The following is a 16278-nucleotide window of genomic DNA, read 5'->3' as shown; positions in this document are numbered from 1 at the left end:
CGTCTTCGATCTGCTCGCTGCTGACCTGCTCGGGCGGCAGGACGGTGTTCAGCTGATCATAGGTGATATAGCCCCGCTCGCGCGCCTCGGCGATCATCTTCTTGACCGCCGCCTGGCTCATGTCCAGCGTGTGGGCGTTGTCGTCGCGCTCGGTCTTGTCGTGCTCGTCGTCCTTGGCGGCCATCAAAGGCTCCTTCTCAGCAGTTCCGGCAACGATTCGCGGGCAACCCGAATCGGGGCAAAATTCAGACGTTTGTATCCTGCTTCGCAGCCGATTCAAAGGCCACGGCGGGTTGATGATTCGCAAGGGCCGCGCAGCGATTCGCGGCCCTTGCAGACTGGTCCTAGCGACGCGGCGGCTTGCGCCAGATCTGGCCTGAAAGCCAGCCTGACAGCTGGGCCGACAGCGCGTCGCGGTCTTCGTTCAGATCGCCGGTCGTCTCGATCTCGGGACGTTCGGCGCGGTGGCGGGCACGGGCGATCTGGCTGATGCGCCAGGTCAGGCCCTCATCGGCCTCGCCCTGAATTTCGGTCTCGGCGCGGGCCATCTCGGTGGAAGCCGCGCGCTGCGCCTCCAGCCGGTCGAGAAGGTTGCACAGCATGGTGGCGGCGGCCTCATCCTGCTGCTGTTCGATCACGGCCGGGGTCAGCCCCAGATGGGCGTCGCGCCTCAGCCTGTCAAGGGCGCGCGCCCCCTCATCGCTGGCCGCACCAGTCAGCAGATCGTGCAGCAGGGCGGCGCGACCGGCATCGCGCGGCAGCATCCGTTCCAGCCGCGATTCGATGGCGGCGGTGCAGGCCGGGCGCAGCGCGCAGATCAGCAGCACGGCGCCTTCCAGCAGATCCTCACCCGCATCGGGCATCGGTGTGGCGATGGGCAGGTTCTGGACGCGCGCGGATGACCCCGCCCCACCGCGCCAGGCGGGATTGCGGGCGCCCGCAGCACCGGGCCGCGATTGCGGCTTGCGTTTGGCCCCGGCGAACAGTTCCCACTGCTTGCGGCGCAGCTCTTCCGTATAGTGGTTGCGGGTCAGCTCATCGGGGATACGCCCGACCGCCTCGGCCAGCCGCCGGTCCAGCGCGGCCTTGCGTTCAGGGCTGTCAAAGACCTGCCCCTCGACCTCGCGCGCCCAGAGCAGATCGACCAGCGGGCGCGCCTGATCCAGCAGCGCCCGCATGGCGCCGGGGCCTGCGGCGCGGATCAGGTCGTCAGGGTCCTGCCCCGCAGGCAGGATCACAAAGCGCAGCGCCTGCCCCGCCCCGGTCAGCGGCAGCGCCAGATCAATCAGCCGCTGCGCCGCGCGCTGGCCCGCCGCGTCGCCATCCAGCGCGATCACCGGTTCGGGCGAGACCCGCCACATCAGGCGCAGCTGTTCCTCGGTAATCGCGGTGCCAAGGGGGGCCACCGCGCCCCCGAACCCGGCGCGGGCCAGCGCGATCACGTCCATATAGCCCTCGGCCACGATCAGCGGCTGGCCCTTGGCCACCGCCGCACGGGCGGGGGCGAGGTGATAGAGGTTGCGACCCTTGTCGAACAGCGGCGTTTCCGGGCTGTTGAGGTATTTCGCCCGCGCATTCGGGTCCATCGCCCGGCCACCAAAACCGATGCAGCGGCCCTGCCCGTCGCGGATCGGAAAGATGATGCGGCCCCGGAAGCGGTCATAGGCCGCGCCGCCGCCCTCGGGTTTCGCGGACATGCCCGATTCGACGATCTGCGCCTCGTCAAAGCCCTTTTCGCGCAGCGCGCCGGTCAGGGCGTGGCGGGCGTCGGGGGCAAAGCCGATCTCGAACCGCTCCAGCGCGGCGGCATCAAGGCCACGGCGGCTGAGGTAATCGCGCGCCTCGGCGGCGGGGGCGGTCTGCAGCTGCAGGCGGAACCAGCGGCAGGCGGCTTCGGTCACATCCAGCAGTTTGGTGCGCAGGTCGCTGCGTTCGCGGGCGCGGGGGTCGGGTTCGGGCATGGTCAGCCCCGCCTCGGCGGCGAGGTGCTTGACGGCCTCGATGAACTCCATCCCGTCATGTTCGCGCAGGAAGGTCACGGCGTCGCCTTTGGCGTGGCAGCCGAAGCAGTAGTAGTAACCCTTCTGGTCGTCGCAGTGAAAGCTGGCGGATTTTTCCTGATGGAACGGGCATGGCGCCCACCAGTCCCCCCGCCCCTGATTCGATTTGCGCAGATCCCATGTGACCTTTTTCCCGATCACGCGGCTGATCGGGACGCGGTTGCGAATCTCATCAAGAAAACCGGGGGGCAATGACATGGGCGCGATTATCCGGCATGGCGCGCGGGGCGGCAAGCGGGGATGGCTATCTGCTCAACGAAGACATTCAGGCGCCGACTGCGCGACGGGCAAGGCCCCAGTAAAGCTGGGCGATGCGGGTCCGGTCGAGGCGGCCGCCCTCGCGGTACCAGTTGGTCACCCCGGTCAGCATGGCGATCAGCGCCAGCGTGGTCAGGCGCGCATCCTCGATCCGCATCGCGCCGCGGGCGATGCCTGCGCGCAGGATGGCTTCCAGCGCCGATTCATAGCGGTCGCGCAATGCCGCGATGCGGGCGAAATTCTCGGGCGTGAGGTTGCGCAGCTCCATATAGGACAGGAACACCGCGTCGGGATGATCAAGGCTGAAGCCGATATGAAAGCGCACGAAACGCTCCAGCCGCGCCAGCGGGTCGGCCTGCGGATCGTCCTGCCAGGCCGCCAGCAGATCCTGCATATGGCTGTCCAGCAGATCGAAAAGCAGCGCCTGCTTGTCGGGCGTATAGGCGTACAGCGCGCCTGCCTGCACCCCCACCGCCGCCGCGATCTGGCGCATCGACACGGCGGCATAGCCCTGCCGCGCGAACAGGCGGCGGGCCTCGTCGCGAAGCAGGGGGCCGGTGATCCCGGCGCGGGAACCTTGGGTGCGGGCCATGCCCGTTCTTAGCGCCGGGCGCGCCGGGGGGAAAGCCGCGAAGCTGGGCGTTGCCGCGCCGGGGCGGTGGGCGTAACCTGCCGCCATGACAAGAGATCGCCCCCTGCCCGCCCTGCTGGCGCTGGTTCTGCTGGCCGCCTGTGCGCCCGACGCCGCCGAATATCCCGCGCTGCGGCCCACCGCCGAGGTTCTGGCCGAGCCTGTGCTGCCCGCCCATGCCACGGCTGCCCGCACGCCCGCCGATGCCGCCCGGACCGAGGCCGCCACCAGCGCCCGCGCCGAGGCGCTGCGCCGGCGCGCGGGCGGGCTGCGCGCGCCGGTCATCGAGCCTGCGACACGGGCGCGTCTGGACAGGGCCGCCTCGTGATTGCGCAGCCCGGTGGCGACTGGTAAAGAAAACTGACCAACGCCAAGAGAGGCCGCCCATGCCCGTGATCACCTGCATCGAGGATCTCAAGACGCTGCACCGCGCGCGCACGCCGAAGATGTTTTACGACTATGCGGAATCGGGCAGCTATACCGAACAGACCTTTCGCGAGAACACGTCCGATTTCGCCCGCATCCGGCTGCGTCAGAAGGTGGCCGTGGACATGTCCGCGCGCTCGGTCGCGGGGCAGATGGTGGGGATGCCGGTGACCATGCCGGTGGGTCTGGCGCCGGTCGGGCTGACCGGGATGCAGCATGCGGATGGCGAGATTCTGGCGGCGCGGGCTGCGGAAAAATTCGGCGTGCCCTTCTGCCTGTCCACCATGTCGATCTGTTCGATCGAGGATGTCGCGGCGCACACCACCGCGCCCTTCATGTTCCAGCTGTATGTGATGAAGGATCAGGAGTTTCTGGCCGCCATCATCGAACGCGCCAGGGCCGCCAGATGCAGCGCGCTGGTGCTGACGCTGGATCTGCAGATCCTAGGGCAGCGGCACAAGGATCTGAAAAACGGGCTGTCGGCGCCGCCCAAGATGACGCTGCCGGTGATGCTGGATCTGGCGACGCGCTGGCGCTGGGGCCTGAAGATGCTTCAGACCAAACGGCGCGGCTTTGGCAATATCGTGGGCCATGCCAAAGGCGTCGGGGACACGCGGTCACTGATGAGCTGGACCGCCGAGCAGTTCGACGACCGGCTGGACTGGGACAAGATCGCCGCCATCCGCGACATGTGGGGCGGCAAGCTGATCCTCAAGGGCATCCTTGACCCCGAAGACGCCCGCATCGCCGCCGATTTCGGCGCCGATGCCATCGTGGTCAGCAACCATGGCGGGCGGCAACTGGACGGGGCGCTGTCCTCGATCCGCATGCTGCCCCATATCGTGCGGGCGGTGGGCGACCGGGTCGAGATCCACATGGACAGCGGCATCCGCAGCGGTCAGGACGTGCTCAAGGCGCTGGCTTTGGGCGCGGATGCGACCTGGATCGGGCGGGCATGGCTGCACGGTCTGGGCGCCATGGGCGAGGCGGGCGTGACCCGCGCGCTGGAGATCATCGCCAGGGAACTGGACACCACCATGGCCCTGTGCGGCGAACGCCAGCTGGGCGCGATCGGGCGCGAGCATCTGCTGCTGCCGCAGGGGTTCGAGACCGAATACGGGCTCTGACACAGCCCCGAATGGGCCTTCACAAACCGCCCGACATGGGCTATGGGCCACGATCTGTCGCCGTGCACCCTTGGAGGACGGCGTCGTCAACAACTGATAGGAATAAAATCATGGCCAAAGAGATCCCGGATCTGGTGGCCGAGCCGCGCGCGGGGACAGGCAAGGGGGCCGCCCGCCAAGCTCGCCGCGACGGCAAGGTGCCAGGCATCGTCTATGGGGACAACAAAGACCCCATCTCGATCCAGTTCGACTTCAACAAACTGCTGACGCAACTGCGTGCAGGCCGCTTCATGTCCACGCTGTGGAACCTGAAGGTCGACGGTCAGGACGATGTGCGCGTCATCTGCCGCGCCGTGCAGAAAGATGTCGTCAGGGATCTGCCGATCCATATCGACTTCATGCGTCTGCGCCGCACCTCGAAGGTGAACCTGTTCATCCCGGTCGAGTTCGTCAATCAGGACACGTGCCCCGGCCTCAAGCGCGGCGGCACGCTGGTGACAGTGCGTAACGAGGTCGAGCTGGTCGTGACCGCGGGCGAGATCCCCGATCACATCACCGTCGATCTGGCAGGTCTGGATGTCGGCGCCACGATCCACATCGACGATGTGAAACTGCCCGAAGGCGCGAAAGCCACCATCGACCGCAACTTCGTGATCGCCAATATCGCAGCCCCCTCGGCGCTGCGCTCGGACGACAGCGAAGCAGAAGGCGCGACCGAAGAGGCTGCTGCGGACTGATCCGCACGCCTCGGTCGCATCCGACAAGGGGGCGGTGCCACAGGCGCCGCCCTTTTCATTTCGCGCCCGCCTTGCTAGCCCCCGCCTTGCTAGCCCCGATCAACACGACCCGGACAGACCAGAACAGGAAGACCGCCATGGAACCCGTCCACATCATCGGCGCCGGACTGGCCGGATCAGAGGCCGCCTGGCAGATCACCCGCGCCGGCGTGCCCGTGGTGCTGCACGAGATGCGCCCCCAGGTCGAAACCTTCGCCCACAAGACCGGCGACTGCGCCGAAATGGTCTGTTCCAACAGCTTCCGCTCGGACGACGATGTGATGAACGCGGTCGGCCAGCTGCATTGGGAGATGCGGACGGCGGGCGGGCTGATCATGGCGATGGCCGACCGGCACCGCCTGCCCGCAGGCGGCGCGCTGGCCGTTGACCGAGAGGCGTTCTCGGCCGCCGTCACCGAAACCCTGCGCGCCGAGCCGCTGATCCGGATCGAGCCGGGCGAGATCACCGAACTGCCCACCGACGGCAACTGGATCGTGGCGACCGGGCCGCTGACCTCGGACGCGCTGGCCCATGCGATCCGCGGCGTGACCGGCACCGAGGCGCTGGCCTTCTTCGACGCCATCGCCCCCATCGTGCATGCCGAAACCATCGACATGTCGGTGGCCTGGGAACAAAGCCGCTATGACAAGGGCGAGACGCTGGCCGAGCAGAAGGCCTATATCAACTGCCCGATGACCAGGCCGGAATACGAGGCCTTCATCGACGCGCTGCTGGCCGCCGACAAGACCGAATTCCACGAGGGCGAGACCGCAGGCTATTTCGACGGCTGCCTGCCGATCGAAGTCATGGCCGAGCGCGGCCGCGAAACCCTGCGCCACGGCCCGATGAAGCCGGTGGGCCTGACCAACACCCACAAGCCTGAAGAAAAAGCCTATGCCGTGGTGCAGCTTCGCCGCGATAACGCTCTGGGCACGCTGTATAATATCGTGGGCTTCCAGACCAAGATGAAATATGGCGCACAGACGCAGGTGTTCCGCATGATCCCCGGCCTGCAGAATGCCAGCTTTGCCCGGCTGGGCGGCATCCACCGCAACAGCTTCCTCAACTCGCCGACGTTGCTGGATGACCGCATGCGCCTGCGACTGCGGCCCAATCTGCGCTTTGCCGGTCAGGTCACCGGGGTCGAGGGCTATGTCGAAAGCTCGGCCATGGGCCTGCTGGCGGGCCGCATGGCCGCGGCGCAGGCCCTTGGCCGCGACCTGCCGCCGCCGCCTTTCACCACGGCGATGGGCGCGCTGGTCAACCACATCACCGGCGGCGCCGAGGCAAAGACCTTCCAGCCGATGAACGTCAATTTCGGCCTCTTCCCGCCGCTGGACGAGGCGCGCAGCGGGCGCCGGGGCCGCAAGGACCGCTATCCCGCCTATACCCAGCGGGCCAAGGATGATTTCGGCGCATGGCTGGCCGCACAGTAACCCGCTTTGCCCCCTCGCCCACCGGGCTCCTGCATCTGGGCCACGCCTTCTCGGCCCTGACCGCCGCCGCTGCGGGCGACCGCTTCCTGCTGCGGATCGAGGATATCGACCGCGACCGCTGCCGCCCCGAATTCGAGGCTGCCATCTACGACGACCTCGCATGGCTGGGCCTCGACTGGGATCAGCCGGTCCTGCGCCAGTCCGACCGTCTGCCCGCCTATCAGGCGGCGCTGGACCGGCTCGCCCCCCTGACCTATCCCTGCCGCTGCAAACGCGGCGACATCCGCGCCGCCCTGTCCGCCCCGCAAGAGGGCGCCCCCCCCGCCGGGCCGGACGGCCTGATTTATCCGGGAACCTGCCGCACCCGCAGCATGCACGACGCAGGCCCCGATGACGTCATCCGCCTCGACGCCGCCCGCGCCTTCGATGCGCTGAACACCGGCACGATCAGCTTCCGCGACCGCGCCATCCTGCCCGGCCAGGACCACAGCCTGACGCGCCGGCAGTTCCGCGACCGGATCGGCGACGTCATCCTGTCCCGGCGCGGCATGGGCACATCCTATCATCTGGCGGTGGTGGTCGATGACGCCGCCCAAGGCGTCACCCTGGTCACCCGCGGCCAGGACCTCTTTGACGCAACCTTCATCCATATCCTGCTGCAACGCCTGCTGGACCTGCCCACCCCCGCCTATCTGCACCACCGCCTGATCCGCGACGACGCAGGCAAACGCCTCGCCAAACGCGACGACGCCCGCGCGCTGCGCCACTCCCGCGACGCGGGCGCCACCCCCGCCGACATCCGCCGCATGACCGGGTTCTGACCCCTGCATTGGTCCGGAAATATCCCGGGGGGCGGCGCGGAACGCGACGGGGGGCAGCGCCCCCTACGCCATCGGATCCATGATCACGACCTCGGCCCCCTCGCGCAGCGCGGTGTAAAAACAACTCCGCCGGTTCGTGTGGCAGGCAGGCCCCGTCTGCCGGACCAGCACCAGCAGGCAATCGCGGTCGCAATCCACCCGCATCTCGACCAGCTCCTGCACATGCCCCGAGCTTTCGCCCTTGACCCAGAAACTCTGGCGCGACCGCGACCAATAGGTCACCCGCCCCGTCTCCAGCGTGCGGGCTATGGCCTCGGCATTCATCCATGCCATCATCAGCACCTCGCCGGTCGCGGCATCCTGCGCGATCGCGGGAACCAGACCGCTGGCATCGTATTTGAGGCTGAGAGGGTCGAACATCCTGTTTCCTTTCGCAGGGCGGCCCCCTATCTAGACCAAAGCCCGCATGCGAGGAAAGACCATGGCCGACAGCGACCTCATGCAGCTTTATTCGCGCCGGATTCTTGCGCTGACGACCAATATCCCGCATCCGGGCCGCCTGCCTGCGCCTGACGGTCGCGCGTCGCGCCGGTCGCCGCAATGCGGATCGTCGGTCTCGGTCGAGGTGACGCTGGACGGCGACCGCATCAGCGGTTTCGCGCAAGAGGTGCGGGCCTGCGCGCTGGGTCAGGCCTCGGCCGCCGTGCTGGGCGGCGCGGTGATCGGCTGCGACCGCGCCCGGATCGCCGCCACGCGCGAGGCGCTGCGCGCGATGCTGAAAGACGCCGCCCCGCCCCCGCCGCCGCCCTTTGCCGAGCTGGAGGCCCTGCTGCCCGCGCGCGACTATCCCAACCGCCACGCCTCGATCCTGCTGGCCTGGGACGCGACGCTGGAGGCTATGGACCAGGCGCTCGCCGCCGCCTGACGTTTGCCGACTGACGTTTGCCGCCAGACACGCGCTTGCCCATGCAAACCTGCCCATAAAAAAACCGGCCCGCAAAGGGGCCGGTCAAGTTGCGCGTGCTCTCAGTGATGGGGCGGCGCACAGGCGGACGCCGCGCCCTGCAACGCGGGGGCAGAACTGGGGGGGCAGAACTGGGATCAGACCCTCAGGGCTGAAGAATGGCGGGCAGCCACAGCACCACCGTCGTCGTGACGGCCAGCGCGGTGACGCCAATGAAATCGCACAGAAAATCTCGGGTCATGGCAGCAACTCCTCTCTGTTGCTGCTTTGTTCTCATATTGCTCCGATTCGGTAAAGAACTTTTTAAGAACATCCCATCTCAGCCGACATTGATCAGCCGGATCGACTGGTCCTGTTGCATCAGCCACATCAGCAGCCGCACCGCCCGCCCCCGCGCCGTCTCCAGCACCGGGTCGCGTTCCAGCAGCGCGCGCGCATCGTTGCGGGCCACCGCCATCAGCCCCGCCTGATGTTCCAGATCGCCGACCCGGAACCGCGGCAGGCCCGACTGCGCTGTGCCGATCACATCGCCCGCCCCGCGCATCTCCAGATCGACCTCGGCGATGCGGAACCCGTCCTCGGTGTCGCGCAGGGTGGTCAGGCGGCGGGTGCCGGTCTCGTTCAGCGGCGCGTGATACATCAGCAGACAGGTCGAGGCCCCCTGCCCGCGCCCGACCCGCCCGCGCAGCTGATGCAGCTGCGCCAGACCGAAACTCTCGGCCCGCTCGATCACCATGATCGTGGCTTCGGGCACATCGACGCCCACCTCGATCACCGTCGTCGCCACCAGAATCTGCGCCTGCCCCGAGGCGAAATCCGCCATCGCCGCGTCGCGCTGATCGGGCGGCATCTGGCCATGGATCAGCCGCACCCGCTCGCCAAACCGCGCCCGCAGCATGGTAAACCGCGCCTCGGCCGCCGTCAGATCGCTGACCTCGCTTTCATCGACCAGCGGGCAGACCCAATAGGCCCGCGCGCCCCGCGCCAGCGCCGCATCCAGCCGCGCGACCACCTCGTCAAGACGGTGATCGCCGATCATCACCGTGGTGACCGGCTGGCGTCCGGGCGGCTTTTCATCCAGCACCGACAGGTCCAGATCGCCATATTGGGTCAGCGCCAGCGATCGCGGGATCGGCGTCGCGGTCATGATCAGCATGTCGGGCGGCGCATCGCCCTTGGCCGACAGTTCCAGCCGCTGCGCCACGCCAAAGCGGTGCTGTTCGTCGATGATCGCCAGCCGCAGGTCGTGAAATGCGACATCCTTCTGAAACACCGCATGGGTGCCGACCAGGATCTGAATGTCCCCCCCCGCCAGATCGGTCAGGATCTGCGCACGCAGGTCGCCCTTGTCGCGCCCGGTCAGCGCCGCCAGCCGCACCCCCGCCGCGCGGGCCAGAGGCTCCAGCGCGCGGGCATGCTGGCGCGCGAGGATCTCGGTGGGCGCCATCAGCACGGCCTGCCCCCCCGCCTCGACCGCGACCAGCGCCGCCATCAGCGCCACCAGCGTCTTGCCCGCGCCCACATCGCCCTGCAGCAGCCGGTTCATGCGCCGGTCGCTGGTCATATCGGCGGCGATCTCCGCGACCGCGCGGGTCTGCGCGCCGGTCGGCGGCCAGGGCAGGCTGGCCAGAACGCTTGCCCGCAGCCGCCCGTCGCCCGCACTGGGCCGCCCCTTGAGCCGTCGCTTTTCCCGCCGCACCAGCGCCAGCGTCATCTGATGGGCCAGAAATTCGTCATAGGCCAGCCGCGCCCGCACCGGACCATCCGGCGACAGATCGCGCGGCGCCCCCGGCGCATGAGCCTGCGCCACCGCATCGGCAAAGCCCGGCCATCCCCGCGTGGCCAGCAGCTGCGGATCGATCCACTCGTCCATGTAAGGCAGCCGCGCCATCGCCGCCTCGACCGCGCGGGCCATGGTCTTTTGCGTCAGCCCGGCAGACAGCGGATAGACAGGCTCGAAATCCGAGGGCGGCGCCTCGTCCTCGGGCAGGATATGGTCGGGATGGACCATCTGTGCGAGCCCGTCGAACAGCTCGACCTTGCCGCTGAGAACGCGGCGCGCGCCGATGGGCAGCTGGCTTTCGATCCAGTCGCCCCGCGCGCGAAAGAAGACCAGCGTCAGATCGCCGCCCGCCGCATCGGTGCAATGGACGCGCCATGGCCGTGTGCGGGTCGCGGGCGCGTGGTGCCGAGTCACGGTGACCGTCAGGGTCACGGTTTCGGGCGGCCGGGCATCGGCAATCCGGGTGATGCGGCGGCGGGTGATGCCGCTGGCGGGCAGGGTAAAGATCAGATCGCGCGGCCGGGTGATGCCCATCTGCTCCAGCGCGGCGCGGCCTTTGGGGCCGATGCCGGGCAAGGTGTCGATCCCCGCAAACAGCGGAAACAGCGCGGGCGGGCGGCCTCGGCCCTCGGTCATTCGGCCCCCGCAAGACGCATCCACGCATCCTCGTCGATGACCTCGACACCAAGCGCCGCAGCCTTGGCAGCCTTTGACCCCGCACCCGGCCCGGCGATCAGCAGATCCGTCTTTGCGCTGACCGAGCCCGCGACCTTGGCGCCCATCGCCTCGGCCCGCGCCTTGGCCTCGGCCCGCGTCATCCGCTCCAGCGTGCCGGTAAACACCAGCGTCTTGCCGGTCACCGCGGTCTGGGCCGAGGCCGCGACCTCATGCGGCAGAACCTCCTCAAGCTGGTCCCGCAGCCGGTCGATCCCCGCCCGTTCCGCAGACTGTCCGAAGGCCGTCACCAGCGAGCCCGCCAGCACCTCGCCGATGCCGTCGATGCTGACCAGATCCTCCCACGCGGCGCGGGCCCCGGCGGGGGGCGGATCCTCGGCCCAGACCCGGTCGCGCGTCTCTTTCAGCCGCGCGCGCCGCCCCTGCTCCGACGCCTCGGCGCGTTCCTGCATCACGGCCTCTTCGGCGACGATATGGCGATGGGCTGCCGGGCCCGCCGCATCCAGCGCCGCGACCAGCGCGTCCCATGTCCCGAAATGGCGCGCCAGCGTCGCGGCGGCCACCTCGCCCACATGCCGGATGCCAAGCGCAAAGATCAGCCGCGCCAGGGGGATACGCCGCTTGTCCTCGATCGCCGCGAACAGCTTTTCGACCGAACGTTCGCCAAAGCCGTCGCGGTTCTTCAGCCTGGTCAGCTGCGCCGCGTCCCGCGCCGCAAGCGTGAAGATATGCGCCGGTTCGCGGATGGGCAGCACCTCATCGGCAAAGAACATCTCGATCTGTTTTGCGCCCAGACCGTCGATGTCAAAGGCCGACCGTCCGACAAAATGCTTCAGCTTCTCAATGGCCTGCGCGGGACAGACCAGCCCGCCGGTGCAGCGGCGCGCCGAATCGCCCGGCTCGCGGATCGCCTCGGACCCGCAATCGGGGCAGACCGTCGGAAAGGAATAGACCCGGCTGTCCGCAGGGCGCCGCGACAGGTCGACATCGGCAATCTTGGGGATCACATCGCCCGCGCGATAGACCTGCACCCAGTCGCCCTCGCGGATGTCGCGCCCGTCGCGGATCGGGTCGCCAGTGCTGTCGCGACCGGCGATGTAATCCTCATTGTGCAGGGTCGCGTTCGAGACGACGACCCCGCCCACCGTCACCGGCTCCAGCCGCGCGACGGGGGACAGCGCGCCGGTGCGGCCCACCTGAATCTCGATCTTCTCAAGCCGGGTCCAGGCGGTTTCTGCCGGGAATTTATGCGCCAGAGCCCATCGGGGCGTGGTCGCGCGAAAGCCCAGACGCGCCTGATAGCCAAGGTCATCGACCTTGTAGACCACGCCGTCGATGTCATAGCCAAGCGTCGCGCGCTGCTGCTCGATCGCGGCCCAGGTGGCCAGCATCGCATCGGCATCCGCGCACGGGCGCATCAGCGGGTTGGTCTGAAACCCCAGCTCCGCCAGCCGCGCCACCGCGCCCGACTGGGTGACGGCCAGCGGCGCCGAAACCTCGCCCCAGCCATAGGCGAAAAAGCGCAGCGGCCGGCGCGCGGTCACAGCCGGGTCGATCTGGCGCAACGAGCCCGCCGCCGCATTGCGCGGATTGGCAAAGACGCGCCCCTCGCCCGAGGCGTTCAGCGCCGCGAAATCGTCATGCGCCATATAGACCTCGCCGCGCACCTCAAGGATGTCGGGCACATCGCCGGTCAGCACCTGCGGAATATCGGCGATGGTGCGGGCATTGGCGGTGACATTCTCGCCCACCGCACCGTCGCCCCGCGTGGCCGCCTGTATCAGTTCGCCGCGCTCGTAGCGCAGCGACAGCGACAGCCCGTCGATTTTCGGTTCGGCAGTCATGGCCAGTGGCTGCGTGGGCCTCAGGTTCAGAAAGCTGCGGATGCGGGACATGAAATCCGTCACATCCTGCGCATCAAAGGCGTTTTCCAGCGACATCATGCGCTGCGCGTGAACGATCTTGCCAAACCCCTCAGCCGGGCTGGCCCCGACACGGCGCGTCGGGCTGTCAGACGCGGCCAGATCCGGGAAGGCCGATTCCAGCGCCCGAAGCCGTGCTTTCAGCGCATCGTAATCTGCATCCGCGATCCGGGGCGCGTCAAATCTGTGATAGGCCGTATCCGCCGCAGCGATCCGGGCCGACAGGTCTGCAATCTCGTCCTGCGCCCGGCCCCGGTCCGGCAATCCCCGCTCCGGCGATGCCCGGTCCGGCGATGCCCCGCCCTGATCCACACCGGCGGCCCCGTTCGCCATTTCGCCTGTCGCGTCCTTGCCCCTGCGCGTCATGCCGCTCTCCCGTTGCGCATCGTGATGGCGCAGGCCCGATGGTCCGCGCGTTGCGCATGGGTATCGCCCAAGCCGGGGACAAGTTCCAGCACTGCGGCAGATCAGAGCGCAGATGACGATCCGGCCAGCGGAAGAACCTCAGCGCGGCCTTCCCGGCGCAGGCCAAAGCGCGCCGTATGGTCGCCGCAAAATCCGCCGCTCAGGCGCCAAGCGCCAGACGCTCGTCCTGCACGGGGCCGGGATCGCGCAGCACATAGCCGCGTCCCCAGACAGTTTCGATGTGATTTTCGCCACCAAGCGCCTCGGACAGCTTCTTGCGCAGCTTGCAGATGAACACGTCGATGATTTTCAGTTCCGGCTCATCCATGCCGCCATAGAGATGGTTCAGAAACATCTCTTTGGTCAGCGTCGTGCCCTTGCGCAGGCTGAGCAGTTCCAGAATCTGGTATTCCTTGCCGGTCAGGTTCACCGGCCTGCCCGCCACCTCGACCGAGCGCGCGTCAAGATTGACCACCATCTCACCCGTGCGGATCAGCGCCTGACTGTGCCCCTTCGAGCGTCGGATGATCGCCTGAATGCGGGCCTGCAGTTCGTCGCGGTTGAAGGGCTTGGTCATGTAATCGTCCGCGCCGAAGCCAAAGCCGCGCAGCTTGCTTTCGGTGTCGTCCGAGCCGGTCAGGATCAGGATCGGCGTGTCGATGCGGGCCAGCCGCAGATGGCGCAGAACCTCCATCCCGTGCATGTCGGGCAGGTCCAGATCCAGCAGGATCAGATCGTAATCGTACAATTTGGCAAGGTCGATCCCCTCTTCGCCCATATCGGTGCGAAAGACATTGTAACTGGCCGCCGTCAGCATCAGCTCGATCGCGCGGGCTGTGCTGGGGTCATCTTCCACCAAAAGAATGCGCATTTAACAAATGTCCCCTCGATTCGCAGTGGTCCTGAGCGAACCATCGCCCCAACAGGTTAATATGGTGTTACCTATGCAGAATCGCGCGACCTCAATCAACCTTGGGTTGTCTGAATTTCTGAATCGCTGTGACCTTGAGGGCGCGCTTGCCATGCCGTGCGACCGCCTCGCACCACCCTGCGAACTCTTCGTCGGACAGGCCATAGCGCCGCAACGCCTCGTCACGCCCGATCAGGCCATGCGTCACCGCCAGCACCACAACCTCTTTCCGGCTGGCAACCCAACGCGTCTCTGCGGGCGGCAGGTCGGCAACCGTCAGGATGCGTCCGTCCGGCAAGGTCACGGTCCGGGGGCCACTGCTCTTTTTCACGAACATTCCACCTGTCCTTTGATCATGGCGCCAGATTGGCAGAGCAGGTTTGATCCCGGGTTAACCCGAAGGGCATTTCCCGCCCCGCCCGCCTTGAGATTGCCGGGCATTTGCTTATATTTTGACGGATCCTGCCGCCCTTCCTGCCGCCCCGCATCCGGGCGGCACCCCGGAGACCGTCCATGACACTGACTGCCCTGACTGACGCGCCCATGGGCGCCGATGACCTCAACAGCCTTGGCTTTGCCAAACCGCCCGCGCAGACGCGCGTGGTCGTCGCGATGTCGGGCGGCGTGGACAGCTCTGTCGTGGCGGCACAACTGAAAGAGCAGGGCTATGACGTGATCGGCGTCACCTTGCAGCTGTACGATCATGGTGCGGCACTGGCGAAAAAGGGCGCCTGCTGTGCGGGGCAGGACATTCACGACGCCCGCCGGGTGGCGGAGCGGATGGGATTTCCGCACTATGTCCTTGATTACGAAAACAAGTTCCGTGAATCGGTGATCGACGAATTCGCCGATGCCTATCTGGCGGGCGCGACCCCGGTGCCCTGCATCCGCTGCAATGAGCGGGTGAAGTTCCGCGACCTGCTGCAGACCGCGCGCGATCTGGACGCCGACTGCATGGCGACCGGCCATTATATCCAGCGCAAGGATGGCGCCCAGAAGGCCGAGCTGCACATGGCCGCCGACCCGGTGCGCGATCAAAGCTATTTCCTGTTCTCGACCACGCAGGAGCAGCTGGATTTCCTGCGCTTTCCGTTGGGCCACCTGCCCAGCAAGGCCGAGACGCGGGCGCTGGCCGCCGAATACGGGCTGGTCGTGGCCGACAAGCCCGACAGTCAGGACATCTGCTTTGTGCCCAATGGCGATTACGCCGCGGTCATCGAAAAGCTGCGCCCCGGCGCTGCCGATCCGGGCGAGATCGTGGACCTTGAGGGGAACGTGCTGGGCCAGCATCGCGGCGTGATCCACTACACGATCGGGCAGCGGCGCGGGCTGGGCATCGGCGGTCTGGGCGATCCGCTTTACGTGCTGCGGCTGGAGCCCCAGACCCGCCGCGTGGTCGTGGGCCCGAAAGCGGCGCTGGCCACGACGCTGGTGAATGTGACCGAGGTGAACTGGCTGGGCGATCAGCCGCTGGCGGGTGAAACCCCCTGCATGGTCCGCATCCGCTCGACCCGTCCGCCCCGGCCCGCGATCCTGCGCGCCCTGCCGGGGGGCCGGGCCGAGGTCGAGCTGCTGGACCCCGAAGAGGGCGTCAGCCCCGGACAGGCCTGCGTGTTCTACGAGGCGGGCGGCACCCGCGTGCTGGGCGGCGGCTGGATCAGCCTGCGTCGGCGGCCAGCTGCCTGATCCGGCCCACCATCGCGCGCACCCCGTTCGACCGCTGCGCCGACAGATGCTCGTCCAGACCCAGCCGCGCCAGCGCGGCCTGCGCATCGACCTGTTCCACCTGCGCCACCGGCAGGCCGGAATACAGCGCATGCAGCACCGCGATCAGCCCGCGCACAATCAGCGCATCGCTGTCGCCCTGAAAGCCAAAGCGGCCATCCTCGATCCGGGGCATGATCCAGACCTGACTGGCGCAGCCCTCGACTTTGGTGGCGGGCACCTGCAGCGCCGGGTCCATCGGCGCCATCGCGCGGCCCAGTTCGATGACATGGCGGTAACGCTCTTCCCAGTCATCGAGGAAATCGAAGGTTTCCGCGATCTCGTCGAAGGCTTCGGTGGTCATGGCACTCTCCTGTTGC

At 67.7% G+C, this 16278-nt stretch carries 16 protein-coding genes; 7 read left to right on the top strand and 9 right to left on the bottom strand.

Annotated elements, in window-relative coordinates:
* The 3 genes from ACK41U_RS11520 to ACK41U_RS11510 form a co-directional block, all read right to left on the bottom strand.
* Window positions 1–184 (bottom strand): RNA polymerase sigma factor region1.1 domain-containing protein (locus tag ACK41U_RS11520; RefSeq protein ID WP_409680049.1); only part of this gene is annotated, 184 nt, incomplete at its 3' end.
* Window positions 185–344: 160 nt separating this feature from the next.
* The gene (gene dnaG / locus ACK41U_RS11515) at window positions 345–2258 is read right to left on the bottom strand and encodes a DNA primase (RefSeq protein ID WP_409680046.1); all 1914 of its coding nucleotides are present in this window, start codon (window positions 2256–2258) and stop codon (window positions 345–347) included.
* Between the two features lie 67 nt (window positions 2259–2325).
* Complete coding sequence (locus tag ACK41U_RS11510) at window positions 2326–2910, bottom strand: TetR family transcriptional regulator (RefSeq protein ID WP_409680043.1); 585 nt, start codon at window positions 2908–2910, stop codon at window positions 2326–2328.
* Window positions 2911–2995: 85 nt separating this feature from the next.
* On the opposite strand from ACK41U_RS11510, the gene ACK41U_RS11505 reads away from it, so the two are divergent.
* From ACK41U_RS11505 to gluQRS, 5 genes are all read left to right on the top strand, one after another.
* The gene (locus ACK41U_RS11505; RefSeq protein WP_409680040.1) at window positions 2996–3277 is read left to right on the top strand and encodes a hypothetical protein; all 282 of its coding nucleotides are present in this window, start codon (window positions 2996–2998) and stop codon (window positions 3275–3277) included.
* 58 nt (window positions 3278–3335) lie between these two features.
* Complete coding sequence (locus tag ACK41U_RS11500) at window positions 3336–4502, top strand: L-lactate dehydrogenase (RefSeq protein WP_409680037.1); 1167 nt, start codon at window positions 3336–3338, stop codon at window positions 4500–4502.
* A 110-nt stretch (window positions 4503–4612) separates the two neighbouring features.
* On the top strand, window positions 4613–5239 hold the full coding sequence (locus ACK41U_RS11495; RefSeq protein WP_409680034.1) for a 50S ribosomal protein L25/general stress protein Ctc: 627 nt from the start codon (window positions 4613–4615) through the stop codon (window positions 5237–5239).
* Between the two features lie 137 nt (window positions 5240–5376).
* The gene (gene trmFO, locus ACK41U_RS11490) at window positions 5377–6714 is read left to right on the top strand and encodes a methylenetetrahydrofolate--tRNA-(uracil(54)-C(5))-methyltransferase (FADH(2)-oxidizing) TrmFO (RefSeq protein WP_409680031.1); all 1338 of its coding nucleotides are present in this window, start codon (window positions 5377–5379) and stop codon (window positions 6712–6714) included.
* Window positions 6696–7535, top strand: coding sequence for a tRNA glutamyl-Q(34) synthetase GluQRS (gluQRS, locus tag ACK41U_RS11485; protein WP_409680028.1), 840 nt, complete (start codon window positions 6696–6698; stop codon window positions 7533–7535). Before trmFO ends, gluQRS begins: the two co-directional genes overlap by 19 nt.
* Window positions 7536–7598: 63 nt before the next feature.
* Here gluQRS and hisI read toward each other — a convergent pair whose 3' ends face one another.
* Complete coding sequence (gene hisI, locus ACK41U_RS11480) at window positions 7599–7955, bottom strand: phosphoribosyl-AMP cyclohydrolase (protein WP_409680026.1); 357 nt, start codon at window positions 7953–7955, stop codon at window positions 7599–7601.
* 61 nt (window positions 7956–8016) lie between these two features.
* Between hisI and ACK41U_RS11475 the strand changes: the two genes are divergently transcribed.
* Window positions 8017–8460, top strand: a complete 444-nt coding sequence (locus tag ACK41U_RS11475; protein ID WP_409680023.1) for an iron-sulfur cluster assembly scaffold protein — start codon at window positions 8017–8019, stop codon at window positions 8458–8460.
* A 358-nt stretch (window positions 8461–8818) separates the two neighbouring features.
* Here the strand turns inward: ACK41U_RS11475 and recG are convergent, their stop codons facing one another.
* The 4 genes from recG to ACK41U_RS11455 form a co-directional block, all read right to left on the bottom strand.
* Window positions 8819–10918: an ATP-dependent DNA helicase RecG gene (gene recG, locus ACK41U_RS11470; protein ID WP_409680020.1), complete on the bottom strand. Its 2100-nt coding sequence runs from the start codon at window positions 10916–10918 to the stop codon at window positions 8819–8821.
* Window positions 10915–13245, bottom strand: a complete 2331-nt coding sequence (gene ligA / locus ACK41U_RS11465) for an NAD-dependent DNA ligase LigA (RefSeq protein WP_409680017.1) — start codon at window positions 13243–13245, stop codon at window positions 10915–10917. The genes recG and ligA overlap by 4 nt, the downstream gene beginning before the upstream one ends.
* Before the next feature lie 199 nt (window positions 13246–13444).
* A complete protein-coding gene (gene ctrA, locus ACK41U_RS11460; protein WP_409680014.1) occupies window positions 13445–14155 on the bottom strand; it encodes a response regulator transcription factor CtrA in 711 nt (236 codons plus the stop codon).
* A gap of 91 nt (window positions 14156–14246) precedes the next feature.
* Window positions 14247–14531 carry a DUF1153 domain-containing protein gene (locus ACK41U_RS11455; protein ID WP_409680011.1) on the bottom strand — a complete coding sequence of 95 codons (285 nt, stop codon included), beginning with the start codon at window positions 14529–14531 and terminating at the stop codon, window positions 14247–14249.
* A gap of 206 nt (window positions 14532–14737) precedes the next feature.
* Between ACK41U_RS11455 and mnmA the strand changes: the two genes are divergently transcribed.
* Window positions 14738–15880, top strand: a complete 1143-nt coding sequence (mnmA, locus tag ACK41U_RS11450; protein WP_409680055.1) for a tRNA 2-thiouridine(34) synthase MnmA — start codon at window positions 14738–14740, stop codon at window positions 15878–15880.
* On the opposite strand, the gene ACK41U_RS11445 is transcribed toward mnmA, so the two are convergent.
* Entirely contained in the window at window positions 15852–16262 is a 411-nt protein-coding gene (locus ACK41U_RS11445) for a SufE family protein (protein ID WP_409680008.1), read from the bottom strand. The two genes, mnmA and ACK41U_RS11445, sit on opposite strands and share 29 nt — an antisense overlap.
* Window positions 16263–16278: the final 16 nt, after the last annotated feature.

Origin of the sequence: Paracoccus sp. (in: a-proteobacteria) (assembly GCF_046289755.1) — a bacterium.
Lineage (GTDB): Bacteria > Pseudomonadota > Alphaproteobacteria > Rhodobacterales > Rhodobacteraceae > Paracoccus.
Note: the sequence above shows the minus strand (reverse complement) of the source record. Positions and strands in the feature narration are given on the sequence as shown.

Coding starts and splice junctions, on each gene's coding strand:
- trmFO (WP_409680031.1), top strand. CDS start 5,377: ATGGAACCCGTCCACATCATCGGCGCCGGACTGGCCGGATCAGAGGCC.
- ctrA (WP_409680014.1), bottom strand. CDS start 14,155: ATGCGCATTCTTTTGGTGGAAGATGACCCCAGCACAGCCCGCGCGATC.
- ACK41U_RS11495 (WP_409680034.1), top strand. CDS start 4,613: ATGGCCAAAGAGATCCCGGATCTGGTGGCCGAGCCGCGCGCGGGGACA.
- hisI (WP_409680026.1), bottom strand. CDS start 7,955: ATGTTCGACCCTCTCAGCCTCAAATACGATGCCAGCGGTCTGGTTCCC.
- ACK41U_RS11505 (WP_409680040.1), top strand. CDS start 2,996: ATGACAAGAGATCGCCCCCTGCCCGCCCTGCTGGCGCTGGTTCTGCTG.
- dnaG (WP_409680046.1), bottom strand. CDS start 2,258: ATGTCATTGCCCCCCGGTTTTCTTGATGAGATTCGCAACCGCGTCCCG.
- ACK41U_RS11500 (WP_409680037.1), top strand. CDS start 3,336: ATGCCCGTGATCACCTGCATCGAGGATCTCAAGACGCTGCACCGCGCG.
- ligA (WP_409680017.1), bottom strand. CDS start 13,245: ATGACGCGCAGGGGCAAGGACGCGACAGGCGAAATGGCGAACGGGGCC.
- ACK41U_RS11445 (WP_409680008.1), bottom strand. CDS start 16,262: ATGACCACCGAAGCCTTCGACGAGATCGCGGAAACCTTCGATTTCCTC.
- ACK41U_RS11455 (WP_409680011.1), bottom strand. CDS start 14,531: ATGTTCGTGAAAAAGAGCAGTGGCCCCCGGACCGTGACCTTGCCGGAC.
- ACK41U_RS11475 (WP_409680023.1), top strand. CDS start 8,017: ATGGCCGACAGCGACCTCATGCAGCTTTATTCGCGCCGGATTCTTGCG.
- recG (WP_409680020.1), bottom strand. CDS start 10,918: ATGACCGAGGGCCGAGGCCGCCCGCCCGCGCTGTTTCCGCTGTTTGCG.
- gluQRS (WP_409680028.1), top strand. CDS start 6,696: ATGGCTGGCCGCACAGTAACCCGCTTTGCCCCCTCGCCCACCGGGCTC.
- ACK41U_RS11510 (WP_409680043.1), bottom strand. CDS start 2,910: ATGGCCCGCACCCAAGGTTCCCGCGCCGGGATCACCGGCCCCCTGCTT.
- mnmA (WP_409680055.1), top strand. CDS start 14,738: ATGGGCGCCGATGACCTCAACAGCCTTGGCTTTGCCAAACCGCCCGCG.